Source organism: Homoserinimonas sp. OAct 916, assembly GCF_003260275.1.
GTDB lineage: Bacteria > Actinomycetota > Actinomycetes > Actinomycetales > Microbacteriaceae > OACT-916.
Genome location: NZ_QJHB01000009.1, coordinates 16,979 through 40,949 on the forward strand (window position 1 = coordinate 16,979; position 23,971 = coordinate 40,949).

At 62.7% G+C, this 23,971-nt stretch carries 31 protein-coding genes and 1 tRNA gene; all 32 read left to right on the forward strand.

What is annotated here, in order from left to right; all coding sequences use genetic code 11:
* Positions 1 to 48: 48 nt before the first annotated feature.
* The 32 genes from DL891_RS11460 (at position 49) to DL891_RS11615 (ending at position 23,970) form a co-directional block, all read left to right on the forward strand.
* Positions 49 to 2,670, forward strand: a complete 2,622-nt coding sequence (locus tag DL891_RS11460; RefSeq protein ID WP_111720579.1) for a transglycosylase domain-containing protein — start codon at positions 49 to 51, stop codon at positions 2,668 to 2,670.
* 25 nt (positions 2,671 to 2,695) lie between these two features.
* Positions 2,696 to 3,673: a metallophosphoesterase gene (locus tag DL891_RS11465; RefSeq protein ID WP_232819143.1), complete on the forward strand. Its 978-nt coding sequence runs from the start codon at positions 2,696 to 2,698 to the stop codon at positions 3,671 to 3,673.
* An 80-nt stretch (positions 3,674 to 3,753) separates the two neighbouring features.
* A tRNA-Pro gene (locus DL891_RS11470) sits at positions 3,754 to 3,827 on the forward strand.
* A gap of 378 nt (positions 3,828 to 4,205) precedes the next feature.
* Positions 4,206 to 4,580 (forward strand): 30S ribosomal protein S12, encoded by a 375-nt coding sequence (gene rpsL / locus DL891_RS11475; RefSeq protein ID WP_111720580.1) that lies wholly within the window; start codon positions 4,206 to 4,208, stop codon positions 4,578 to 4,580.
* Positions 4,580 to 5,050, forward strand: coding sequence for a 30S ribosomal protein S7 (gene rpsG, locus DL891_RS11480; protein WP_111720581.1), 471 nt, complete (start codon positions 4,580 to 4,582; stop codon positions 5,048 to 5,050). The genes rpsL and rpsG overlap by 1 nt, the downstream gene beginning before the upstream one ends.
* Before the next feature lie 124 nt (positions 5,051 to 5,174).
* Positions 5,175 to 7,289: an elongation factor G gene (gene fusA / locus DL891_RS11485; RefSeq protein WP_111720582.1), complete on the forward strand. Its 2,115-nt coding sequence runs from the start codon at positions 5,175 to 5,177 to the stop codon at positions 7,287 to 7,289.
* A 160-nt stretch (positions 7,290 to 7,449) separates the two neighbouring features.
* Positions 7,450 to 8,640: an elongation factor Tu gene (gene tuf / locus DL891_RS11490; RefSeq protein WP_111720583.1), complete on the forward strand. Its 1,191-nt coding sequence runs from the start codon at positions 7,450 to 7,452 to the stop codon at positions 8,638 to 8,640.
* 203 nt (positions 8,641 to 8,843) lie between these two features.
* Positions 8,844 to 9,383, forward strand: a complete 540-nt coding sequence (locus DL891_RS11495; RefSeq protein ID WP_157962485.1) for a hypothetical protein — start codon at positions 8,844 to 8,846, stop codon at positions 9,381 to 9,383.
* A gap of 203 nt (positions 9,384 to 9,586) precedes the next feature.
* Complete coding sequence (locus DL891_RS11500; RefSeq protein ID WP_111720585.1) at positions 9,587 to 9,796, forward strand: Rv0909 family putative TA system antitoxin; 210 nt, start codon at positions 9,587 to 9,589, stop codon at positions 9,794 to 9,796.
* Between the two features lie 372 nt (positions 9,797 to 10,168).
* The gene (locus DL891_RS11505; protein ID WP_111720586.1) at positions 10,169 to 11,131 is read left to right on the forward strand and encodes a type IV toxin-antitoxin system AbiEi family antitoxin domain-containing protein; all 963 of its coding nucleotides are present in this window, start codon (positions 10,169 to 10,171) and stop codon (positions 11,129 to 11,131) included.
* 874 nt (positions 11,132 to 12,005) lie between these two features.
* Positions 12,006 to 12,314 carry a 30S ribosomal protein S10 gene (rpsJ, locus tag DL891_RS11510; RefSeq protein ID WP_038295541.1) on the forward strand — a complete coding sequence of 103 codons (309 nt, stop codon included), beginning with the start codon at positions 12,006 to 12,008 and terminating at the stop codon, positions 12,312 to 12,314.
* A gap of 8 nt (positions 12,315 to 12,322) precedes the next feature.
* The gene (rplC, locus tag DL891_RS11515; protein ID WP_111720587.1) at positions 12,323 to 12,982 is read left to right on the forward strand and encodes a 50S ribosomal protein L3; all 660 of its coding nucleotides are present in this window, start codon (positions 12,323 to 12,325) and stop codon (positions 12,980 to 12,982) included.
* A 3-nt stretch (positions 12,983 to 12,985) separates the two neighbouring features.
* Positions 12,986 to 13,663, forward strand: coding sequence for a 50S ribosomal protein L4 (rplD, locus tag DL891_RS11520; RefSeq protein ID WP_111720588.1), 678 nt, complete (start codon positions 12,986 to 12,988; stop codon positions 13,661 to 13,663).
* Positions 13,660 to 13,959: a 50S ribosomal protein L23 gene (rplW, locus tag DL891_RS11525; protein ID WP_111720589.1), complete on the forward strand. Its 300-nt coding sequence runs from the start codon at positions 13,660 to 13,662 to the stop codon at positions 13,957 to 13,959. The genes rplD and rplW overlap by 4 nt, the downstream gene beginning before the upstream one ends.
* 25 nt (positions 13,960 to 13,984) lie before the next feature.
* Entirely contained in the window at positions 13,985 to 14,821 is an 837-nt protein-coding gene (gene rplB, locus DL891_RS11530) for a 50S ribosomal protein L2 (RefSeq protein WP_111720590.1), read from the forward strand.
* A 15-nt stretch (positions 14,822 to 14,836) separates the two neighbouring features.
* On the forward strand, positions 14,837 to 15,118 hold the full coding sequence (gene rpsS / locus DL891_RS11535) for a 30S ribosomal protein S19 (RefSeq protein ID WP_111720591.1): 282 nt from the start codon (positions 14,837 to 14,839) through the stop codon (positions 15,116 to 15,118).
* 25 nt (positions 15,119 to 15,143) lie between these two features.
* Positions 15,144 to 15,587 (forward strand): 50S ribosomal protein L22, encoded by a 444-nt coding sequence (gene rplV, locus DL891_RS11540; RefSeq protein ID WP_111720592.1) that lies wholly within the window; start codon positions 15,144 to 15,146, stop codon positions 15,585 to 15,587.
* Positions 15,587 to 16,357 carry a 30S ribosomal protein S3 gene (gene rpsC, locus DL891_RS11545; protein WP_111720593.1) on the forward strand — a complete coding sequence of 257 codons (771 nt, stop codon included), beginning with the start codon at positions 15,587 to 15,589 and terminating at the stop codon, positions 16,355 to 16,357. The genes rplV and rpsC overlap by 1 nt, the downstream gene beginning before the upstream one ends.
* Before the next feature lie 2 nt (positions 16,358 to 16,359).
* The gene (gene rplP, locus DL891_RS11550; RefSeq protein WP_111720594.1) at positions 16,360 to 16,779 is read left to right on the forward strand and encodes a 50S ribosomal protein L16; all 420 of its coding nucleotides are present in this window, start codon (positions 16,360 to 16,362) and stop codon (positions 16,777 to 16,779) included.
* Positions 16,779 to 17,117: a 50S ribosomal protein L29 gene (gene rpmC, locus DL891_RS11555; RefSeq protein ID WP_111720595.1), complete on the forward strand. Its 339-nt coding sequence runs from the start codon at positions 16,779 to 16,781 to the stop codon at positions 17,115 to 17,117. Before rplP ends, rpmC begins: the two co-directional genes overlap by 1 nt.
* Complete coding sequence (rpsQ, locus tag DL891_RS11560; RefSeq protein WP_111720596.1) at positions 17,117 to 17,416, forward strand: 30S ribosomal protein S17; 300 nt, start codon at positions 17,117 to 17,119, stop codon at positions 17,414 to 17,416. Before rpmC ends, rpsQ begins: the two co-directional genes overlap by 1 nt.
* Positions 17,417 to 17,450: 34 nt before the next feature.
* Positions 17,451 to 17,819 carry a 50S ribosomal protein L14 gene (gene rplN, locus DL891_RS11565; RefSeq protein WP_111720597.1) on the forward strand — a complete coding sequence of 123 codons (369 nt, stop codon included), beginning with the start codon at positions 17,451 to 17,453 and terminating at the stop codon, positions 17,817 to 17,819.
* A gap of 2 nt (positions 17,820 to 17,821) precedes the next feature.
* Complete coding sequence (gene rplX / locus DL891_RS11570; protein ID WP_111720598.1) at positions 17,822 to 18,181, forward strand: 50S ribosomal protein L24; 360 nt, start codon at positions 17,822 to 17,824, stop codon at positions 18,179 to 18,181.
* Positions 18,181 to 18,774 (forward strand): 50S ribosomal protein L5, encoded by a 594-nt coding sequence (rplE, locus tag DL891_RS11575; protein WP_111720599.1) that lies wholly within the window; start codon positions 18,181 to 18,183, stop codon positions 18,772 to 18,774. Before rplX ends, rplE begins: the two co-directional genes overlap by 1 nt.
* Positions 18,775 to 18,905: 131 nt before the next feature.
* A complete protein-coding gene (rpsH, locus tag DL891_RS11580) occupies positions 18,906 to 19,304 on the forward strand; it encodes a 30S ribosomal protein S8 (protein WP_111720600.1) in 399 nt (132 codons plus the stop codon).
* Positions 19,305 to 19,310: 6 nt separating this feature from the next.
* The gene (gene rplF / locus DL891_RS11585; protein ID WP_111720601.1) at positions 19,311 to 19,847 is read left to right on the forward strand and encodes a 50S ribosomal protein L6; all 537 of its coding nucleotides are present in this window, start codon (positions 19,311 to 19,313) and stop codon (positions 19,845 to 19,847) included.
* A 2-nt stretch (positions 19,848 to 19,849) separates the two neighbouring features.
* Positions 19,850 to 20,221 (forward strand): 50S ribosomal protein L18, encoded by a 372-nt coding sequence (gene rplR / locus DL891_RS11590; RefSeq protein WP_111720602.1) that lies wholly within the window; start codon positions 19,850 to 19,852, stop codon positions 20,219 to 20,221.
* Positions 20,222 to 20,301: 80 nt separating this feature from the next.
* Positions 20,302 to 20,949, forward strand: a complete 648-nt coding sequence (gene rpsE / locus DL891_RS11595) for a 30S ribosomal protein S5 (RefSeq protein ID WP_304598467.1) — start codon at positions 20,302 to 20,304, stop codon at positions 20,947 to 20,949.
* Complete coding sequence (gene rpmD / locus DL891_RS11600) at positions 20,949 to 21,134, forward strand: 50S ribosomal protein L30 (protein ID WP_111720604.1); 186 nt, start codon at positions 20,949 to 20,951, stop codon at positions 21,132 to 21,134. The genes rpsE and rpmD overlap by 1 nt, the downstream gene beginning before the upstream one ends.
* A complete protein-coding gene (gene rplO / locus DL891_RS17525; RefSeq protein ID WP_111720605.1) occupies positions 21,134 to 21,922 on the forward strand; it encodes a 50S ribosomal protein L15 in 789 nt (262 codons plus the stop codon). Before rpmD ends, rplO begins: the two co-directional genes overlap by 1 nt.
* 93 nt (positions 21,923 to 22,015) lie before the next feature.
* Positions 22,016 to 23,338 carry a preprotein translocase subunit SecY gene (gene secY, locus DL891_RS11610; RefSeq protein WP_111720606.1) on the forward strand — a complete coding sequence of 441 codons (1,323 nt, stop codon included), beginning with the start codon at positions 22,016 to 22,018 and terminating at the stop codon, positions 23,336 to 23,338.
* Entirely contained in the window at positions 23,335 to 23,970 is a 636-nt protein-coding gene (locus tag DL891_RS11615; protein WP_111720607.1) for an adenylate kinase, read from the forward strand. The genes secY and DL891_RS11615 overlap by 4 nt, the downstream gene beginning before the upstream one ends.
* The last annotated feature ends 1 nt before the right edge of the window (position 23,971 follow it).

Consider the following 23,971-nt stretch of genomic DNA (forward strand, 5'->3'; position numbering starts at 1 on the left):
AGGTGTTACTCAGGCCATTATCATGAATCGTCACCTACTCTAAAGTCTATGTCTGCCCAAAAACGATCTGTAACCGGCGTTGTCGGAGGAGTTCTCGGCTTCCTCGGGATGAGTGTTGTGGCGGGGCTGTTGGTCTCCGCCGCAGTGACCCCAGCACTGGCGCTGACCGGAATGGCCGCGAACAACACCATCGGTGTCTTCGACAACCTGCCCGGCTACCTGGCGATCCAACCGCTGGCGCAGAAGAGCAGCATCTATGCAAAGAACGCCGAGGGCAAGGACGTGTTCCTGGCCTCCTTCTATTTCCAGAACCGCGAAGAGGTGCCGTGGACGGGGGTCTCCCAGGTCACGAAGGATGCCGTGGTCGCCGGTGAAGACCGGAGGTTCTACCAGCACGGCGGGGTTGACCTGCGCGGTACCGCCCGCGCCATCGTGGCCACTGTCACGGGCGACGACCTGCAGGGCGGATCGACCATCACTCAGCAGTACGTGAAGAACGTGCTGGTGCAGAAGGCCGAAGCGATCCAGAATGACGCAGAACGGGCCAAAGAGTACAAGATCGCCACCGAGACGACCCCCGAACGCAAACTGAAAGAGATGAAGCTCGCGATCGAGCTGGAGAAGACCGCCACCAAGGACCAGATTTTGCTCGGTTACCTCAACATCGCCGGATTCGGCGGCACCGTGTACGGCATCGAGGCAGCCGCGAAGTACTACTACAACGTTCGCGCGAAGGACCTCAACATCCAAGAGGCGGCCAGCCTCGTCGCCATCGTCAACGAGCCCTCCGCGTTGAAGCTCGATGATCCCGAAAGCACCACCAACGGCGAGGCCAATGGCTACGCGGCGAACAAGGTACGCCGCGACAGCATCATCGGCGACATGCTCGAAGAGAAGAAGATCACCCAGAAGCAGCACGACGACGCGATCGCGGCGCCGATCGAGCCGAAGATCACGCCCACGAGCACCGGCTGCCAGTCGGCCGGCGGTGCCGCCTACTTCTGTGACTACGTCACGCACGACGTGCAGCATCTCGACGCGTTCGGCGCAACCGAGGATGAGCGCTGGATGAACTTCCGTCGCGGCGGCTTCAAGATCTACACCACCCTCGACGTGGCCATGCAGAAGGCCGCAGAGCAGTCGACCAGCGGCAACGTGCCGCCCACCTCGTCGTGGGGCAACATGGGCTCGGCGTCAGTGGCCGTGCAGCCGGGCACCGGCGACATCCTCGCCATGGCGCAGAGCAAGAAATACAGCCAGGACCCCGATGTCCTGAAGAACCCCGATTACACGGCGATCAACTACAACGCCGATTTCGACTACGGCGGATCCAGCGGATTCCAGGCGGCATCGACCTATAAGGTGTTCACCCTCGCGGCCTGGCTGGAGGCCGGCCACCCGCTGCAGGAGAACTTCGACGGCCGACCGCGACCCATCAACTACTTCCACAACAGCTGCAACGGTGACTGGTCCGGCGAATTCTTTCCGGCGAACGATGACAGCACCGGCGCCAACAACGCGATCAGTGCCACCAAGTATTCGGTGAACTCCGCCTTCATGGCCATGGCCGAGAAGCTGGACCTGTGCAAGATCAAGCAGACCGCGCAGGCATTCGGCATCCACCGGGCGAACCTGAAGCCGCTCGGTTGGACGGAGAAGAACCCAGACGTGCCCAAGGACGGCGTCATGTACCCCTCCGACGTGCTGGGCACTCAAGAGGTCTCCCCGCTGACGATGGCCACCGCGTTCGCGGCGATCGCGAACAAGGGCGTCAAGTGCACGCCGGTGTCGATCAAGAAGATCATCGCCGCGAACGGCGACGAACTCGAGGCGCCGAAGACGAAGTGCTCCGAGGCCGTGCCGCCCAAGGTCGCCGCGGCCATGGCCTACGCCATGCAGACGACGTTCGACGGCGGCACCGCTACGGCGTCGAACACCTATACCGGCGTGGCGCACATTGGCAAGACCGGTACCAACGACGACAACATCCAGACCTGGATGATCGGCGCGAGCACCAAGGTGGCGCTGGCCACCTGGGTGGGCAACATCACCGGTGACGCGAACCAGCGCCACAATTACTTCGACCGGACCACGGGGTACGATTCCCAAGCCGCGACCGCGCGTCACCGCATCTGGCAGCCGATCATGCTGGTCGCCGACCAGGAATACGGCGGAGATGCATTCCCCGACGTCGAGAACAAGCTGCTCTACGGCGAGAAGGTCAATGTGCCGGACGTTCGCGGCAAGAGCCTCGACGAGGCCCAGTCGCTGCTGAGGAACCTCGGCTTCAACCTGTACAGCTCACGTGAGGTCGACTCCGAACTGCCCAAGGGCCAGGTCGTCGGCAGTGACCCGGGCGGCGGCGCATCGGTGATCAAGGGTGCCTTCATCACCGTGCTGACCAGTAACGGCGTGCTGAAGGTCGTTCCGGATGTCACCAACTACAGTCCCGGTGATGCCCAGGCCGCACTCAGCGGATTCAGCGTGAAGGTGACGACCGAGAAGGTGTCGAACCCGCAGCAGGACGGCCTGGTCATCCGCACCGACCCGGCAGCCGGAAGCGGCGCCAAACAGGGGCAGCAGGTCACAATCTTCGTGGGCAAGTACGAGGCTCCAAAGCCCGGCAAGGACAAAGGCCAGCCCGGCAAGGACAAAGGCAAAAATGGCTGACTGGCCGGCGAACTGAGTGATTGAGCTGAGTACGCTTCGACGGATCGCGGCGGGCACCGTGGTCGCCGGTGCCGCGGTCACCGTGTGGGCGACCGCCGTCGAGCGCAACCTGTTCACGCTCCGCCAGTACGACATGCCGGTGCTCCCCGCGGGGAGCGCCCCAGTGCGCGTGCTGCACATCTCCGACCTGCACATGGCGCCGTGGCAGCACCGCAAGCAGGACTGGGTGCGCTCGCTCGCCAGCCTGCGCCCCGATCTCGTGATCAACACCGGAGACAGCCTCGGCCACAGTCGCGGGCTGCAGGGCGTGGAGTACGCCCTCGCTCCGCTCGCCGGCACTCCTGGTGTCTTCGTGCACGGTTCGAACGACTATTTCGCCCCGCAGTTCAAGAACCCCCTGCGCTACATCATCGGACCCTCGAAGGTGCCGCATGCTCCAGCCCGCCTGGACACCGCCGCGATGGAGCGATTCTTCACTGACCGGCTCGGCTGGCAGAACCTCAACAACACCGCCGTTGGGCTGGAGTTGAACGGCACCCGACTCGAATTGCTCGGTGTGGACGACCCGCACCGTCACCTCGATCGGCTCGACACGCTCGCCGGCAAGGTCGACGAGCTGCGTGCAGGAGGCGCCGACTCGGATGCCGACGGCGTCGTTGTCGGTGAATATGACGGCGGTGTCTCCCACGGGGCGACCGTCACGGTCGGGGTCAGCCACGCGCCCTACCAGCGCGTACTGAACTCGTTCCTCACCTACGGGGCCACCGCGATCTTCGCGGGGCACACCCACGGCGGGCAGGTCTGCCTGCCCGGATACGGGGCGATGGTGACCAATTGCGACCTGCCCCGCGACCAGGCGAGCGGGCTCAGCCTCTGGCGGCATGGGCTGTCGGCGGCGTACCTGCATGTCTCCGCGGGCATCGGAACGTCGATCTACGCGCCCGTTCGCCTCGCCTGCCGCCCGGAGGCCGCACTGGTCACGCTGACGCCGGCCGCGCGCTGACCCGGGTGTGACACGGGGGCCAGATTTTTCGGGTACTATTTTCTGTAGCGGCACCGACCCCTCGGGGATGCCGCAAACATCGGGGTGTGGCGCAGCTTGGTAGCGCGCTTCGTTCGGGACGAAGAGGTCGTGGGTTCAAATCCCGCTACCCCGACACTGGTGCATCAGAGGATCTGTCTCCGCCCTGCCGAGCGCAGGGCGGAGACTTTCCTTGAGGTTGCCGCGAAGAAAAGTATGGCAATGTGCTGGGTGTTTCCCATCGGCCCACTATCGCGCTTGACCCGGGTAAGAATCACGGGCTAGGCTCTTTCGGGTGTGTGTTTTGACACACGCTCGTGCCGTGCCCAAAATACGTGCCGAGCGTGTGACGAAGTAAACACCCAGGGCACCATGCCCCCACGGCATATCAGCTCGACACATGTGAATCGCGTGTCCGCGGCTGATCTATGTGAACGAAGCATCCGAGAATCGAATGTTGACGTTCAACGCAGTGCATCACTGTCACCGTGCAGTATTTACAAGGAGTAACTCAGTGCCAACAATTCAACAGTTGGTCCGAAAGGGACGCAACCCGAAGGTCACCAAGACCAAGGCGCCCGCCCTGAAGGCCAACCCACAGCAGCGCGGTGTTTGCACCCGCGTCTACACGACCACTCCGAAGAAGCCGAACTCGGCTCTGCGCAAGGTCGCCCGTGTGAAGCTCTCCAACGGCACCGAGGTGACCGCCTACATTCCTGGCGAGGGCCACAACCTGCAGGAGCACTCGATGGTGCTCGTGCGCGGCGGTCGTGTGAAAGACCTTCCTGGTGTTCGCTACAAGATCGTGCGAGGCGCACTCGACACCCAGGCTGTCAAGGGCCGCAAGCAGGCTCGCAGCCGTTACGGCGCGAAGATGGAGAAGAAGTAATGCCTCGCAAGGGACCAGCACCCAAGCGCCCCGTTGTCGCAGACCCCGTCTACGGAGCCCCCATCGTCAGCCAGCTCGTCAACAAGATCCTTGTCGACGGCAAGAAGGGCCTCGCCGAGCGCATCGTCTACGAAGCGCTCGAAGGCGTTGCCGCCAAGAATGGCCAGGATGCCGTTGTCACTCTGAAGAAGGCGCTCGACAACGTGCGCCCCACGCTGGAGGTACGCAGCCGTCGTGTCGGTGGCTCCACCTACCAGGTGCCCGTCGAGGTCAAGCCTCACCGCGCCAACACCCTCGCGCTGCGCTGGCTCACCAGCTACGCCAAGGGTCGCCGCGAGAAGAGCATGATCGAGCGACTGACCAACGAGATCCTGGACGCTTCGAACGGCCTCGGCGCCGCGGTGAAGCGTCGTGAGGACACCCACAAGATGGCAGAGTCGAACAAGGCCTTCGCGCACTACCGCTGGTAATCGCTTTCGGGTGGGGGTGAGCGCCTCGGCGTTCGCCCCTGCCCGCACCGCAGCAGCCCGTCTGGGAAAACCCCAGACAGGGCTCCCAAGATTTCGCTTTGACACATCATATTTGGAGGAACCCGTGGCACAGGAAGTGCTCACCGACCTGAACAAGGTCCGCAACATTGGCATCATGGCGCACATCGATGCCGGCAAGACGACGACGACAGAGCGCATCTTGTTCTACACGGGTGTCAACCACAAGATGGGCGAGACCCACGACGGTGGCGCGACCACCGACTGGATGGAGCAGGAGCAGGAGCGTGGCATCACGATCACCTCCGCGGCTGTCACCTGCTTCTGGAACGACAACCAGATCAACATCATCGACACCCCCGGCCACGTCGACTTCACCGTCGAGGTGGAGCGTTCGCTGCGCGTGCTCGATGGTGCCGTTGCCGTGTTCGACGGCAAGGAGGGTGTGGAGCCACAGTCTGAGACTGTGTGGCGCCAGGCCGACAAGTACAACGTTCCGCGCATCTGCTTCGTCAACAAGATGGACAAGCTCGGCGCCGACTTCTACTTCACCGTCGACACCATCATCAAGCGTCTTGGCGCCAGGCCGCTGGTCATCCAGCTGCCGATCGGTGCCGAGTCGGAGTTCGAGGGCGTCGTCGACCTGGTCGAGATGCGCGCGCTCACGTGGCGCGGAGACTCGAAGGGTGACGTCGAGATGGGCGCCAAGTACGCCATCGAAGAGATCCCCGCCGACCTCGCCGAGAAGGCTGCCGAGTACCGCACCAAGTTGCTCGAAGTCGTCGCTGAAACCGATGACGCGTTGATGGAGAAGTACTTCGCTGGCGAAGAGCTCACGGTCGCAGAGATCAAGGGCGCGATCCGCAAGCTCACCGTCAACAGCGAGATCTACCCCGTGCTGTGTGGTTCGGCGTTCAAGAACCGCGGAGTGCAGCCCATGCTGGACGCCGTGGTCGACTACCTGCCGAACCCGCTCGACGTCTCCGGGATCGAAGCGCATGACCCGCGCGACGAGGAGAAGGTCATCATGCGTCACGCCGACGCGACCGAGCCCTTCGCGGCGCTCGCGTTCAAGGTGGCGGTGCACCCCTTCTTCGGGCGCCTGACCTACATTCGCGTGTACTCGGGTCATCTCGACTCCGGCGCCCAGATCGTCAACTCGACCAAGGGCAAGAAGGAGCGCATCGGCAAGATCTTCCAGATGCACGCCAACAAGGAGAACCCGGTTCCGTCGGTCACCGCAGGCCACATCTACGCGGTCATCGGTCTGAAGGACACCACCACGGGCGACACCCTGTGCGATGCGAACAACCAGGTCGTGCTGGAGTCGATGACGTTCCCCGAGCCGGTCATCGAGGTTGCGATCGAGCCGAAGACGAAGGCCGACCAGGAAAAGCTGGGCATGGCCATTCAGAAGCTCGCAGAAGAAGACCCGACGTTCCGCACCGAGCAGAACATCGACACCGGCCAGACCCTGATCAAGGGAATGGGCGAGCTGCACCTCGACATCCTGGTCGACCGCATGAAGCGTGAGTTCCACGTCGAGGCGAACGTGGGCAAGCCCCAGGTCGCCTACCGTGAGACGATCCGTCGCATCGTTCCGAAGCACGATTTCACCCACAAGAAGCAGACCGGTGGATCCGGCCAGTTCGCGAAGGTGCAGATCTCGCTGGAGCCGATGGAGTTCACGGCCGACCACATCTGGGAGTTCGAGTCGAAGGTCACCGGCGGGCGCGTTCCGAAGGAATACGTCGGCTCGGTCGACGCAGGAATGAAGGATGCGATGCAGGTCGGCATCCTCGCCGGCTACCCGATGGTCGGAGTGAAGGGCATCCTCCTGGATGGCGCCGCACACGACGTCGACTCGTCGGAGATGGCGTTCAAGATCGCCGGATCGATGGCGTTCAAGGAAGCAGCTCGCAAGGCTGACCCTGTGCTGCTCGAACCGTTGATGTCCGTTGAGGTGCGCACGCCCGAGGAGTACATGGGCGACGTGATCGGCGACATCAACTCGCGCCGTGGACAGATCCAGTCGATGGAGGATGCGACCGGCGTCAAGGTGATTCGTGCCATGGTGCCGCTGTCCGAAATGTTCGGGTACGTTGGAGACCTGAGGTCGAAGACCTCCGGCCGCGCCGTGTACTCGATGACCTTCGACAGCTACTCCGAGGTGCCGCGTGCGGTGGCCGAGGAGATCATCCAGAAGAGCAAGGGCGAATAGGCCCTGATGCAAGAACTTGACCGCGCGGTTGTGTAAGATGTTTTCGGCCGTCTCGCAAGCGCAGAGTCAAACCAATAAAGTAATCAATCAACCCAGCGGGGCATCCGGTTGTCGTAAGACATTTCGGATGACCGCACACGAGTCCTGAGGAGGACCCACAGTGGCGAAGGCAAAGTTCGAGCGGACCAAGCCGCACGTCAACGTAGGAACCATTGGTCACGTCGACCACGGTAAGACCACGTTGACCGCGGCGATCTCCAAGGTTCTCGCAGACAAGTATCCGACGTTGAACGAGCAGGCAGACTTCGGGAAGATCGACTCGGCTCCTGAAGAGAAGCAGCGCGGTATCACGATCAACATCTCGCACATCGAGTACCAGACCGAGAAGCGCCACTACGCGCACGTTGACGCTCCAGGCCACGCTGACTACATCAAGAACATGATCACCGGTGCCGCTCAGATGGACGGCGCGATCCTCGTGGTTGCGGCGACCGACGGCCCGATGGCTCAGACCCGCGAGCACGTTCTGCTCGCCCGCCAGGTCGGCGTGCCGTACCTGCTGGTTGCGCTGAACAAGTCGGACATGGTCGATGACGAGGAGATCCTGGAGCTCGTTGAGCTCGAGGTTCGTGAGTTGCTCTCCTCGCAGGGCTTTGACGGCGACAACGCTCCCGTTGTGCGCGTCTCGGCGCTGAAGGCTCTCGAGGGCGACCCCAAGTGGGTCAAGTCGATCGAGGACCTGATGGACGCCGTTGACGAGTCCGTTCCGGACCCGATCCGCGACAAGGACAAGCCGTTCTTGATGCCGATCGAGGACGTGTTCACGATCACCGGTCGTGGAACGGTTGTCACCGGCCGCGCCGAGCGTGGAACGCTGAAGATCAACTCCGACGTCGAGATCGTCGGCATCCGTCCCACCCAGAAGACGATCGTCACGGGTATCGAGATGTTCCACAAGCAGCTCGACGAGGCCTGGGCCGGCGAGAACTGTGGTCTGCTGCTTCGCGGTACCAAGCGTGAAGACGTTGAGCGCGGCCAGGTTGTCGTGAAGCCGGGTTCGGTTACGCCGCACACGAACTTCGAGGGCACCGCCTACATCCTGTCGAAGGATGAGGGTGGCCGTCACAACCCGTTCTACGCGAACTACCGTCCGCAGTTCTACTTCCGTACCACCGACGTCACCGGCGTCATCACGCTGCCCGAGGGCACCGAGATGGTCATGCCCGGCGACACGGTTGACATGACCGTTGAGCTGATCCAGCCCATCGCCATGGAAGACGGCCTCGGCTTCGCCATCCGTGAGGGTGGACGCACGGTCGGCGCCGGAACCGTCACCAAGGTTCTGAAGTAACACCCGTTTCACTGGGTTTCGTCGCGTAGCGGCAGCCCGACGACCGAGGGGTCGAGCCGTGTGGCTCGGCCCCTTTGTCGTTCCCGCAAGATGTGCCATGCGGCGTGGCGCACGGCGCGGCGCACGGGGTGGCGCACGGTTGGCCCCCGGTTTGGAGCCACGGATTGGCAAGGTGACCTTTCCTCAGTCCGTTAGCGTTGAGTGTGACGACGACGAGCGGGTGGGGAAAACAGTTGTACAGATCCCGGGGGCGGGTGATCATCGAGGCAACTGTGGCAACCGCACTCGTCGTCATCATGATGTCTGTGGGCGCCACGGGTTTGAATGCACTGTTCGGCCCCTCTCAGCCGCCCGGGCACGGCTGGTGGGACCACACCGTTGCGGGGCTGGCAGTTGTTGGGGATCCGATATCCGGCGTCGGAGTGGCCGCGCCACTCTGGGTGGCCGTGATCGTTGTCGTCGGTCTGGTCACCCGGGCGTCAACCGGGCCGGTCCGCTTGTTTCTGGGTGCGAGCGTGACAGTCGTGGTTTCAGCGATGACATTGATGATCGCGTCTGTCGCGGCTCTCGTCCACGGCCAGGTGGCGGTTCAAACGGTGGCGATGACGATGGTTGTCGTGCTGCTCTTCCTGGTGGCGGCAATCTCGTCTCTCGCCCTGGTGAACCTCGTCATCTTTCGTGACCGCCATCGCATTCCGGCGTACATCCGGGCCCGAGAGCGCAGCTTCACCCGCGCCGCCTGACCCGCGCCGCCCGACTTGCCAGCTCACCATCAACCCGCCCTCGCGCCCGATGGAACACTTCGCGCCGGTTTGAAAGGGCGCAAAGTGTTTCAACTGCAGCGAATCCCGGAACGGACGCTGCCGCTGGCGAACTTGCGAGGGCCCAATGAAGAGCCTAGGTTTGTCCCACGGTCGAACGGCCGCTCATGACGAAGGAGCAGACTATGGGAATCGAAGACATCTCCAAAAAGGCACAGGATCTGCTGAACGACAGCAAGGTTCAGGATGCCCTCAAGAGCGACCAGGCCGAGCAGATCAGCGACAATGCGCTCGACGGAGCTTCAGGCCTTGCCAACAAACTCACGGGCAACAAGTTCGCCGATCAGGTCGAGGGTGTGCGCTCCGAGGCCGACAAGAAGGTCGGTACCGAGTAGACGCAATCTTTTGAACGCGGCTGAGCGCCGAGGAGCGAAGGAGAGCCGGGCACCTGCCCGACTCTCCTTCCTCGTTTCCTGTACCCACAGGAGGCGTCTCTCGGGATATCTCCCTCGAAAAACGCGCTTCCTCTCCCACCCCTACCCCGCCCCACATCTCTCGAGGGATGCCCTTTCCCCCGAGAGATAGCCATGAGGTCGAAAGATACGCGCATGCGAGTATCTTTCGACCTCATGACCATCGGTCACTCTCGCCGCAGTGCTCCCGACTTGTTCCTGCGACTACTCCAAAGTTGGTTCGGGTGCTGGGTGTTATCCACTGAAGCACTGCTCACCACGGCAAGCACCCCAGCCTGTTGCCATCATCGGCAGATGGATGCCTTCACATTGCCCGACCATGGGCTCATTCGGGTGGCGGACGTGATGAGGGAGGGGGCCAACGACCGCAGCCTGAGAACCGCGGCGTCAGCGGGCACAGCGATCCGCCTCGCGCGTGGCTGCTATGTGCGTACGGCCACCTGGAGTGAGATGTCGCCCGACCAACAGTATCTTCTGCGTATCCAAGCAACAGCTGCCACTTTGTCCGAAGGAGCAGTGTTCTCCCACTATTCGGCCGCGGCAATCTGGGGGTATTCAATCGTCGGGCCGTGGCCACTCCAGGCGCATGTCAGCGTGGGGTCAGCCAGTGGTATGCGATCAAGCCGTCACATCCGTCGCCACGTTGTCACCGTGCCCGACAACGAACGTGAGTTGGTTGACGGCCTGCTCGTGACGAATCCACTTCGCACGCTCTGCGACCTTGCGCGAACCATGACCTTTCCCTCGGCTGTCGTGATGTTCGACGCGGGGCTGCGTGCGTCCGCGCCCGCACGGCCACAGGGTGATCCGCTGCAGCGGGAACAGATCCTGGAACGGCTCGCCCAAGATGCCGGCCGCCGTGGCATCAGGGTGGCCACGTCGGCCGCACACTTTGCCCGTGCCGGAGCGCATACCGCGGGCGAATCACTGAGTCGCGTGATGATCCATCGACTTCGGATGCCCGAACCACAACTCCAGGTCCCGGTGCGAGACGCACAGGGCAGGCTCCACCACACAGACTTCGGGTGGGAACATGCCCTCGGTGAGTTCGACGGGCGCTTCAAGTACAGCCGTGACGAATACACCCAGGGGCGTCCGCCGGAGGAAGTGGTGTGGGCCGAGAAGCTGAGGGAGGACGCGATCCGGCAGGCGAGTGGCAAGACCATGGTTCGCTGGGTGTGGAACCACCTCCAGGATCTTGCCAGTTTCGAGCGGCTGCTGCGAGGTGCGGGCATCCACCCGGTGTCAGCACGCTGAAAGCTCCAGCGTGGCGGGTGTGGGGTCGCTCTGCCGAGTGATGTGGCTGCGGTCGAGAGATGGTTGCGTGCGCGTATCGCTCGATCGGATGGCTATCGCTCGACGGGATGGGTATCGCTCGCGGTCGGTAGTGAGCGGAGGCGAGTGAGCGGTGGGGCCTTTGACCTGGGCTGGGCTGGGCGAGGCTCGCGTGGGTGGTCAACCGAGAGGGGGCAGGCGGGCTTGTCTGCCGAGTGATGTGGCTGCGGTCGAGAGATGGTTGCGTGCGCGTATCGCTCGACCGGATGGGCATCGCTCGACGGGATGGGTATCGCTCGCGGCTGTGGGGGTGAGATTACGCCGTCGGGGGGCCCGAATGGCGTGGGTTGCGGAGACGGCGCGGGGCCGCACAGAGAGCCCGCGACACGCCCGGGTTGCACAAATGGCACAGAGTGTGGCAAACTCGTCTAGTTCAACATTTCCGATGGGCGCAGTTTGTGTCGGGTTCGGAATCACTGCCAGGCAGTGCATAACGCTGGGAACGTGAGTTCCCGGGTTAGGCCGCGGGTAGCAGAACAAGGAGAACTTCCACGAGTCCTTACGGATCCGTTGGAGCAGAGCTTAATCGATCGTCAACCGGGCAGTGAACTCTGCTGCCCCGCTGTGTGCCCACGGGCATGGAGCGGAGAACGGCCAGGGGATCGGTGAACATGTCCTCTCGCCTGAAACACGGCGGGTCGGCGTGCTGGAGAAGCAGCGGGTCTATGGCCCGAGGCAGAACCCAGACATTGACAGAAGAACAGCGGTGCGACACCAGTGGTGCCCTGCGTATTTACGCAAACGCGTCCAATGCGGCTGAAAGGCTGTAAGACGCTTGAAAGAGAGAGAGTCAGACATGGCGGGACAAAAGATCCGCATTCGACTTAAGTCGTACGACCACGAGGTCATCGACAGCTCCGCGCGCAAGATCGTTGACACGGTCACTCGCGCGGGTGCCACGGTTGTCGGCCCCGTGCCGCTGCCCACCGAGAAGAACGTGATCTGCGTGATCCGTTCACCTCACAAGTACAAGGACAGCCGTGAGCATTTCGAGATGCGCACCCACAAGCGTCTGATCGACATCATCGACCCGACCCCCAAAGCGGTCGACTCGTTGATGCGTTTGGACCTTCCGGCTGATGTCAACATCGAAATCAAGCTGTAAGAGGAATCATGGCTACCAAATCCAAGAGGATCACAAAGGGACTGCTGGGCACCAAGCTCGGCATGACCCAGGTCTGGAACGCTGACAACAAGCTGATTCCGGTCACCGTCATTGAGCTTTCGCCGAACGTCGTCACCCAGCTGCGCACCGAGGAGCTCGACGGTTACACCGCCGTGCAGATCGCTGCCGGCCAGATCGACCCGCGCAAGGTCAACAAGCCGTCAACCGGCCACTTCGACAAGGCCGGGGTCACCCCGCGCCGTCACCTGACCGAGCTCCGTACCGCGGATGCCGCTGACTACTCGATCGGCCAGGAGCTCACCGTTGACGGTGTCTTCGAAGCCGGCCAGAAGGTCGACGTCATGGGTACGAGCAAGGGTAAGGGCTTCGCCGGTGTGATGAAGCGTCACAACTTCCACGGTGCCCGCGCCTCACACGGTGCGCACCGCAACCACCGCAAGCCGGGCTCCATCGGCGCCTCGGCGACGCCGGGCCGCGTGTTCAAGGGCAAGAAGATGGCCGGCCGGATGGGTGTCGACCGCGTGACCGTGCTCAGCCTGACCGTGCACTCCATCGACGCCGACAAGAACCTGATGCTGGTCAAGGGTGCCGTTCCCGGCGCCAAGGGCCGCCTCGTATTCGTTCGCAACGCAGTAAAGGGGGCGTAGTCCATGGCTTCCACTGACTCCGTCAAACTGGCACTCGACGTACTCGACGTACTCGACGCCAACGGCAAGAAGACCGGACAGGTCGACCTGCCGGGGGAACTCTTCGATGTTCAGGCCAACGTTCCACTGATTCACCAGGTCGTTGTTGCCCAGCTCGCCGCGGCGCGCCAGGGCACGCACAAGACCAAGAACTTCGGTGAGGTCTCGGGTTCCGGTCGCAAACCGTTCAAGCAGAAGGGAACCGGTCGCGCCCGCCAGGGATCGATTCGGGCTCCGCAGATGCGTGGCGGTGGCGTTGTGCACGGCCCCGTGCCGCGCAACTACGACCAGCGCACCCCCAAGAAGATGATCGCCGCCGCCCTGCGCGGTGCGATCTCCGACCGCGCCCGCGGTGACCGCCTGCACGTCATCGAGGCGCTGAGCACCGGCGACACCCCCAACACGAAGAACGCGGTTGCGCTGCTCGCAGCTCTCTCGACCAGTAAGCACATTCTGGTTGTTCTGGAGCGCGACGACCTCGTCAGCTTCAAGAGCGTTCGCAACATCCCCACGGTGCACGTGCTGTCCCAGGACCAGCTCAACGCGTACGACGTACTCGTGAGCGATGACATCGTCTTCACCAAGGGTGCATTCGACGCGTTCGTCGCCTCCAAGACCACGAAAGAGGAGGTCTCAGCATGACCGCCATGAACAAGGATGCGCACGACGTCATCCTGTCGCCGGTTGTCTCTGAGAAGAGCTACAACCTGATCGATCAGGGCAAGTACACCTTTCTGGTGGATCCGCGCTCGAACAAGACCGAGATCAAGCTCGCCATCGAGCAGATCTTCAACGTCGAGGTCGCCGCGATCAGCACCATGAACAAGAAGGGCAAGACGCGCCGTACCAAGTTCGGCCTGGGCAAGCGCAAAGACACCAAGCGTGCCATTGTCACGCTCAAGTCCGGCTCCATCGACATCTTCACGGCCATCGGCTAAGGGTCGGGACCAGAGGAAATAAGACATGTCTATTCGTAAGTACAAGCCAACGACCCCCGGTCGTCGCGGTTCCTCGGTAGCAGATTTTGCCGAGATCACCCGGTCGACCCCAGAGAAGTCGCTGCTGCGCCCACTGTCCAAGACCGGCGGCCGCAACAGCTCCGGGCGGATCACCACCCGTCACATCGGTGGTGGCCACAAGCGCCAGTACCGTGTCATCGACTTCCGCCGCAATGACAAAGACGGCGTCAACGCCCGTGTCGCACACATCGAGTACGACCCGAACCGCACCGCGCGCATCGCGCTGCTGCACTTCGTCGACGGGACCAAGCGGTACATCATCGCCCCGGACAAGCTCAAGCAGGGCGACATCGTCGAGTCGGGCGCCAGTGCGGACATCAAGGTGGGCAACAATCTGCCGCTGAAGAACATCCCCACCGGTACCGTCATCCACGCGATCGAACTGAAGCCGGGCGGGGGCGCCAAGATGGCTCGTTCCGCCGGTGCCTCGGTTCGCCTGGTCGCCAAGGACGGACCCTACGCGCAGCTCCGGCTGCCGTCGGGCGAGATTCGCAACGTCGACGCACGCTGCCGCGCCACCATCGGCGAGGTCGGCAACGCCGAGCAGGCGAACATCAACTGGGGTAAAGCAGGGCGCATGCGCTGGAAGGGCGTTCGCCCGACCGTGCGCGGTGTCGTGATGAACCCGGTTGACCACCCGCACGGTGGTGGAGAGGGCAAGACCAGTGGTGGACGCCACCCGGTCAGCCCGTGGGGCCAGAAAGAGGGCCGCACCCGCAAACCGAATCTTCCGAGCGACAAGCTCATCGTTCGCCGCCGCACCGTCGGCAAGAAGCGCTAGTAGGAGTTGTAGAAGATGCCACGCAGTCTCAAGAAGGGCCCCTTCGTTGATGAGCACCTCCTTAAAAAGGTTGTCGCCGCGAATGAAGCCAAGAACAAGAACGTGATCAAGACCTGGTCGCGCCGCTCGATGATCGTCCCGGCAATGCTCGGACACACCATCGCGGTGCACGACGGTCGCAAGCACATCCCGGTGTTCATCACCGAAACCATGGTTGGGCACAAGCTCGGTGAGTTTGCCCCCAGCCGCACCTTCCGTGGACACGAGAAGGACGACAAGAAGGGTCGTCGCCGCTAACGCGGTGGCGTGAGGAGGAGAGAAAATGGTGGAATCGACCGCATCCGTGCGTCATATCCGCATCACCCCCATGAAAGCTCGTCGTGTCGTCAACATGATCCGCGGCAAGCAGGCAGTGGAAGCCTTGGGCATCCTGAAGTTCGCACCACAGGGCGCGAGCGAGCCGATCTACAAGTTGGTCGCCAGTGCCATGGCCAATGCGCGGGTCAAGGCAGATGCCGAGAACAGCTACCTGGACGAGCAGGATCTCATGATCTCGGCCGCCTACGTCGACGAGGGCGCAACGCTGAAGCGTTTCCGCCCCCGCGCGCAGGGCCGCGCCGCACAGATCCTGAAACGCACCAGCCACATCACCGTTGTGCTGGCCACACCAGACATCGTTCTGGATGAGGCCACGACCGGCTCGGACACGTCCGCGCAGCGCAAATCAACTGAGCGCAAATCGACTGCGAAGGCAGGAAAGAAGTAATGGGCCAGAAAGTACATCCCTACGGCTTCCGTCTGGGAATCACCACCGACCACGTGTCGCGCTGGTTCTCTGACAGCACCAAAGCCGGTCAGCGTTACAGCGACTTCGTCGCCGAGGACGTGAAGATCCGCCAGTTGTTGGCAACCTCGCTCGACCGTGCCGGAGTGGCACGCATCGAGATCGAGCGCACCCGTGACCGTGTTCGCGTCGACATTCACACCGCCCGCCCGGGTATTGTGATCGGCCGTCGTGGCGCCGAGGCCGAGCGCATTCGCACCGACCTTGAAAAGCTCACCGGTAAGCAGATCCAGCTGAACATCCTCGAGGTGAAGAACCCCGAGGCCGAGGCTCAATTGGTTGCCCAGGGCATCGCCGAGCAGCTTGCCGGTCGGGTGGCGTTCCGCCGCGCGATGCGCAAGGGCCTGCAGGGCGCACAGCGCGCCGGCGCCAAGGGTGTTCGCATCCAGGTGTCGGGTCGACTGGGCGGCGCAGAGATGAGCCGGTCGGAGTTCTACCGCGAGGGCCGGGTGCCACTGCACACCCTGCGCGCGAACATCGACTACGGCTTCTACGAGGCCAAGACCACCTTTGGTCGCATCGGCGTCAAGGTGTGGATCTACAAGGGTGACATCACCAATAAGGAACTCGCCCGCGAGCAGGCACATGCCAAGAGCCAGCGCCCGGATCGACGGGACGATCGTCCCCGTCGTGGCGGCCCCGCTCAACGCAGCGAAGCCCCCGCGCAGGCGCCAGCAGGAGTTGAGGCGTAACCATGTTGATCCCACGTAAGGTCAAGTTCCGTAAGCAGCATCACCCCGGCCGTTCCGGCCAGGCGACCGGTGGCACGACGGTTTCGTTCGGCGAGTACGGCATCCAGGCTCTTTCGCCTGCGTATGTCACCAACCGCCAGATCGAGGCCGCTCGTATCGCGATGACTCGTCACATCAAGCGTGGTGGAAAGGTGTGGATCAACATCTACCCCGACCGCCCGCTGACGAAGAAGCCCGCCGAGACGCGCATGGGAAGCGGTAAGGGTTCACCCGAGTGGTGGATCGCGAACGTCAAACCCGGTCGCGTGCTGTTCGAGTTGAGCGGGGTCGACGAGACCACCGCTCGCGAGGCGCTCACACGCGCCATCCACAAACTGCCATTGAAGGCGCGCATCATCAAGCGCGAGGAGGGCGACGCATAATGGCGATCGGATCCAAAGAGCTCGCTCCGGCGGAGCTCGACACATTCCAGGACGACAAGCTGCTCGAAGAGCTGCGCAAGGCCAAGGAAGAGCTGTTCAACCTGCGCTTCCAGGCGGCCACCGGCCAGCTCGAGAGCCACGGCCGTCTGCGCGCGGTCAAGCGCGACATCGCTCGGATCTACACGGTCATGCGCGAACGCGAGCTGGGCATTCGTGCCACGCCCGCGCCGGTCGAGGTGCCCGAGAAGGCAGCCAAGGCGTCCAAGAAGTCCAAGAAGGCAGACGCCGCGGCTGAGGCCGCCGCTGACGACGCCGAGACCACCGAGGAGGCCAAGTAATGGCTGCAGAAACCCAGGGCACCGAGGGTGTGACCACCGACGAGCAGGCTCGCGGTTATCGCAAGACCCGTCGAGGCGTTGTCACCAGCGACAAGATGGACAAGACCATCACGGTTGAGGTTGAGGACCGCGTCAAGCACCCGCTGTACGGCAAGGTCATTCGCCGCAGCTCCAAGGTGAAGGTACACGACGAAGAGAACACCGCCGGCATCGGCGACGTGGTCCGCATCGCCGAGACCCGTCCGCTCAGCGCCACCAAGCGCTGGCGCCTGGTCGAGGTTATCGAGAAGGCCAAGTAAGCCTCCGCGCTTCACTTGAAATAGAGGACACAGCATGCTTCAGCAGGAATCACGAGTCAAGGTAGCCGATAACACCGGTGCCAAGGAACTCCTCACGATTCGCGTACTCGGTGGCTCCGGCCGCAGGTACGCGGGTCTCGGTGACGTCATCGTCGCCACCGTCAAAGACGCCATCCCCGGCGGTGCCGTGAAGAAGGGTGACATCGTGAAAGCGGTCATCGTTCGCACCAAGAAGTCGACCAGGCGCCCTGACGGTTCGTACATCAAGTTTGACGAGAACGCCGCAGTGCTCTTGAAGACCGACGGCGACCCGCGTGGTACCCGTATCTTCGGGCCGGTCGGGCGTGAGCTTCGCGACAAGAAGTTCATGAAGATCATCTCGCTGGCGCCGGAGGTTATTTAATCATGGCAAAGATCAAAAAAGGCGACCTGGTACAGGTCATGACCGGCGCAACCCAGGCCCGCGGCGGAGACCGCGGTAAGCAGGGGCATGTCATCGCGGTGTTCGGCCACAAGAACCGAGTGATTGTCGAAGGCGTGAACTTCGTCACGAAGCACGTTCGCGTCGGCCAGTCACAGGGCGGCACCCGCACCGGTGGTATCGAGACCATGGAGGCCCCGATCCACGTGTCGAACGTGGCTCTGGTCGACCCCGAGACCAAGAAGCCGACCCGGGTCGGCTACCGCGAAGAAACAGTGACGAAGGACGGCGTCTCGAAGACGGTCCGCGTTCGTTACGCCAAGACCTCAGGTAAGGATCTGTAATGTCAGACACAGCCACCGCTGCAGAAACGGTCAAGATCACACCGCGGTTGAAGGAAAAGTACCGCACCGAGATTGCCCCGCAGCTGAAGAAGGATCTCGGCTTCACGAACGTGCACCAGGTTCCGACGCTCACCAAGATCGTTGTGAACATGGGTGTCGGTGAGGCTGCCCGAGACGGCAAGCTCATCGACGGTGCAATCGCCGATCTGGCGCTCATCACCGGACAGAAGCCGCAGGTCAACCTGGCCCGCAAGTCGATCGCGCAGTTCAAATTGCGTGACGGGCAGGCCATCGGCGCCCACGTCACGTTGCGTGGCGACCGGATGTGGGAATTCTTCGACCGGTTGATGTCGCTGGCGCTGCCGCGCATCCGCGACTTCCGCGGCATGAGCGATCGCCAGTTCGACGGCTCAGGCAACTACACGTTCGGCCTGAACGAGCAGTCCATGTTCCACGAGATCGATCAGGACAAGATCGACCGGGTTCGCGGCATGAACATCACCATCGTCACGACCGCCAAGAACGACAACGACGGGCGCGCACTGCTCAAGCAGCTGGGCTTCCCGTTCAAGTCGAGTGAAGTGGTCGGCTGACCCACGCGGGCTCTGCCTCCAACTGAAGACGTAGCACCGGGCTCCTGACACCTCAGGGGTCCTCAGCACCACAGGTCTTGACCCGTGTAACGGGTTCCAAGAAACCTGGTGAACCAAAGGAAACAAACCACATGACAATGACAGATCCGGTCGCAGATATGCTGACCAGACTGCGCAACGCGAATTCGGCGTACCACGACAGTGTGTCCATGCCGAACTCCAAGCTGAAGGCGCACATCGCCGACATCCTGAAGACCGAGGGTTACATCGCCGGCTGGTCCGTCGCGGATGCCCGTGTCGGGCAGACCCTCACTCTCGACCTCAAGTTCGGAATCGACCGTGAGCGTTCGATCGTCGGCATCAAGCGGGTCTCCAAGCCCGGCCTGCGCGTATACGCGAAGTCGACCGAGATTCCCCAGGTTCTGGGCGGACTCGGCATTGCCATCCTGTCCACGTCCTCCGGTCTGCTGACCGACCGGCAGGCCCAGAAGAAGGGTGTGGGTGGGGAAGTCCTCGCCTACGTGTGGTAATAACTCATGTCACGTATTGGAAGAATGCCGATCGACGTTCCTGCGGGAGTCGACGTGCACATCACAGGCCAGATCGTCACGGTCAAGGGCCCGAAGGGTGAGCTCATGCTCACCGTTGCCAGCCCGATTGTGGCGACCATCGAAGACGGGCAGGTGCTCGTCACCCGCCCCGACGACGAACGCGAATCCAGGTCGTTGCACGGCCTGACCCGTTCGCTCATCCACAACCAGATCATCGGTGTGACCGAGGGCTACTCCAAGGGTCTCGAAGTGGTCGGCACCGGTTACCGGGTCGCCGCCAAGGGCTCCACGCTGGAATTCGCCCTGGGCTTCTCACACCCGGTCACGGTTGACCCGCCCGCTGGCATCACGTTCGCGGTCGAGGGAAACAACAAGATCACGGTAAGCGGCATCGACAAGCAGCTCGTCGGCGAGACCGCCGCGAACATCCGCAAATTGAAGAAGCCGGAGCCCTACAAGGGCAAGGGCGTGCGGTACGCGGGCGAAGTCGTTCGCCGCAAGGCCGGAAAGGCTGGTAAGTAACCATGGGTGTCGGAACTAGAGGCAAGAGCAAGCAGGCCGCCCGTCGCCGCAGGCATGTTCGTCTGCGCAAGAAGATTGTCGGCACGACGGTTCGTCCGCGTCTGGCAGTCACACGGTCGGCCCGCCACGTCTTCGTGCAAGTGATCGATGACTCGAGGGGTTTCACGCTGGCATCGGCGTCAACCCTTGAGGCCGATCTGCGCGCGTTCGACGGTGACAAGACCGCCAAGGCACGCAAGGTGGGCGAATTGATCGCCGACCGGGCGAAGGCAGCCGGTATCGAAGCAGTTGTATTTGACCGAGGCGGCAGCCAGTACGCGGGTCGCGTTGCGGCAATCGCCGAGGGTGCCCGAGAGGGTGGATTGAGCCTGTGAGCCAGACTGAGAACGACAAGAAAGTGACCAAGGAGCAGCCCGTGACCACACAAGCAACCGAGGCCGAGGCCCCGGCAGCTGTGGTGGAAACCGCCGCTGGTACCGCACCGACGACCGAGCCTCGTGAGGCTCGTCGCGGCGGACGTGACCGCAACCAGAGCCGCGACCGTGGCGCTCGCGACGACAAGAACCAGTTCCTGGAGCGCGTCGTCACGATCAACCGTGTCTCGAAAGTGGTCAAGGGTGGTCGGCGTTTCAGCTTCACCGCCCTGGTCATCGTCGGAGACGGCAATGGCATGGTCGGGGTCGGCTACGGCAAGGCCCGTGAGGTGCCGACCGCGATCTCCAAGGGTGTCGAAGAGGCGAAGAAGAACTTCTTCCGCGTTCCGCGCATCCTGAAGACCATTCCGCACCCCGTGCAGGGTGAAGCGGCTGCCGGTGTGGTGCTCCTGCGCCCCGCCGCAGAGGGTACCGGCGTCATCGCCGGTGGTCCGGTTCGCGCGGTGCTCGAGTGTGCCGGTATCCACGACGTGCTCAGCAAGTCGCTTGGATCGTCGAACACGATCAACATCGTGCACGCGACCGTCGCCGCACTCAAGCAGCTCGAAGAGCCGCGTGCCGTCGCCAAGCGCCGCGGTCTCGAGTATGAAGCCGTTGCAACGGAGCGGTTCCTGCGTATCGACGCAGACGCCGCTCGCGCTGCCGCAAGCGAAAAGACAGGTGCATAATGGCCGCGAATCTGAAGATTACCCAGATCAAGTCCAAAATCAGTGAAAAGCAGAACCAGCGCGACACGCTGCGGAGCCTCGGGCTTCGTCGCATCGGCATGACCGTCATTCGCGAGAACAACTCGCAGAATCGCGGCTACGTGGCCACCGTCGCTCACCTGGTGAAGGTCGAGGAGATTGACTAATGGCTGAAGAAACCAAGCCGGACGCCAAGAAGGCGACCGCCGAGAAGGCTGCTGACAAGGCAGCCACCACGAAGGCTGCGCCCGCGAAGAAGGATGCTGCCAAGGCTGCGCCCAAAGCGAAAGCCACCGAGAAGGCCGCACCCAAGGCGAAGGCTGCCGACAAGGCCGCGACCGACAAGGCTGAGCCGAAGGCGAAGGCTGCCCCGAAGGCGAAAGCTGCCGACAAGGATGCGAGCGAGAAGGCCGCGCCCAAGGCGAAGGCTGCCGATAAGGATGCGAGCGAGAAGGCTGCACCCAAGACGAAGGCTGCGCCCAAGGCGAAGGCCAAGGTCGAGCCCGAAGCTCCCCGTGAGCAGGTCTTGAAAGTGCACCACCTTCGCCCGGCCGTCGGTGCCAAGAAGGCGAAGACGCGAGTCGGCCGTGGTGAGGGATCCAAGGGCAAGACCGCGGGTCGCGGAACCAAGGGCACCAAGGCCCGCTATCAGGTGCGGCTCGGATTCGAGGGTGGCCAGATGCCGCTGCACATGCGCACGCCGAAACTGCGCGGATTCAAGAACCCGTTCCGCATCTCCTACCAGGTGGTCAACCTGGACAAGCTGGCCGAGTTGTATCCCGGTGGCGGCGACGTCACGATCGATGATCTGGTCGGCAAGGGTGCGGTTCGTAAGAACGAAAAGGTCAAGATTCTCGGAAACGGGGAGATTGACGTTAAGCTGAACGTTGCGGTCGACAAGGTCTCGAGCTCAGCAGAGCAGAAGATCGTCGCCGCCGGCGGCTCAATCAAGTAATTTTGAACGTCGATCGAACTCGCCCAAACCACCTCGCACCTGCGGGACACGGTTTGCGGCGGGTTCGATCAACGCCATTAACTGGAGGCCTTTTTGTTTAGCGCCATCGCGCGGATCTTTCGCACCCCCGATCTCCGCAAGAAGATCCTCTTCACTGTCTTTGTTGTCGCTTTGTTCCGCTTCGGCTCGTTCATTCCCGCGCCGTTCGTCAACTTCCAGAACGTCCAACAGTGCCTGGCCAACAGTCAGACCACCTCGGGCCTGTACGACATGGTCAACCTGTTCTCTGGTGGCGCCCTGCTGCAACTTTCGGTGTTTGCGCTCGGAATCATGCCGTACATCACCGCGGCGATCATCGTGCAACTGTTGCGGGTGGTTATTCCGCACTTCGACACCCTGCACAAAGAGGGTCAGTCCGGCCAGGCCAAACTGACCCAGTACACCCGCTACCTCACCATCGCCCTCGCTATTCTGCAGTCGACCACGCTGATCACAGTGGCCCGCAGCGGCGCACTGTTCGGCAACTCCGGCGGCCCCGAGTGTTCCGCCCTGATCAATGATGACGGTTGGTACACCATCCTTCTCATGGTGATGGCGATGACCGCCGGCACCGGCGTCATCATGTGGCTCGGTGAAATGGTCACCGAAAAGGGCGTCGGCAACGGCATGTCCCTGCTGATCTTCACCTCGATCGCGGCGGCCTTCCCGGGTTCGTTCAGCGCCATCCTGGCCCAGCAGGGCTGGGACATCTTCGTCATCGTGATCGCCGTCGGACTGGTGATCACGGCTCTGGTCGTGTTCGTCGAACAGTCGCAACGGCGCATCCCTGTGCAGTATGCGAAACGAATGGTCGGCCGACGAACCTACGGCGGCAACAACACGTACATCCCTATCAAGGTCAACCAGGCCGGTGTGGTGCCGATCATCTTCGCATCCAGCCTGCTGTACCTGCCCGCCCTGATCGCACAGTTCAACCAACCGGCACCCGGTCAGGAACCGGCCGCCTGGGTGACCTGGATCAACAACACGCTCGTGGGCGGCGATTCGCCGACCTACATGCTCATCTACTTCCTGCTGAACGTCGGGTTCTGTTACTTCTATGTCGCGATCACCTTCAACCCCGAAGAGGTCGCCGACAACATGAAGAAGTACGGTGGATTCATCCCCGGCATCCGCGCGGGCCGCCCCACCGCCGAATACCTCGAGTATGTGCTCAACCGCGTCACGTTCCCCGGCTCGCTCTACCTCGGTATGGTGGCGCTCATCCCACTGGTTGCCTTCGTGCTCATCGGTGCGAACCAGAACTTCCCGTTCGGTGGTGCGTCGATCCTGATCGTCGTCGGTGTGGGGTTGGAGACAATCAAGCAGATCGACTCGCAACTGCAACAACGTCACTATGAAGGACTCCTGCGATGAGCCGCCTGTTGATCGTCGGCCCACCCGGAGCCGGCAAGGGAACGCAGGCCGCCCGTCTGGCCGAGACGTTCGGAATCCCCGCGATCGCCACCGGCGACATCTTCCGCTTGAACATCAAGAACGAGACCCCGTTGGGCCTCGAAGTGAAGTCGATCGTCGATGCCGGCGACTATGTGCCAGACACGCTCACCAACGAACTGGTGAGGAACCGCCTTCACGAGGCGGACGCCCTCGACGGCTTTCTGCTCGACGGCTACCCGCGCACGACCGACCAGGTCAGGTATCTGGAAGAGATGCTCGCCGCGCGTGGTCAGAGTGTGGATGCTGTCATCCAATTGGTCGCCGACCGCGAAGAGGTGGTCAGCCGACTGCGCAAGCGCGCGATCGAACAGGGTCGGGTCGACGACTCTGAAGAGGCGATCCGCCACCGGCAGGATGTCTTCATGCGGGAAACATCGCCGTTGCTCGCCATCTACGAGGACAAGGGTCTTCTGGTTCCCGTCGATGGACTCGGCGATCTCGACGAAATCACCGAGCGGATCATGGCGGGCCTCGCCGCCCGTGGCATCACGCCGGATGGGGTCGCCGATTCCGCTGACTCGCACGCCGCCAATTCCAACCTTGGCTCCTAGC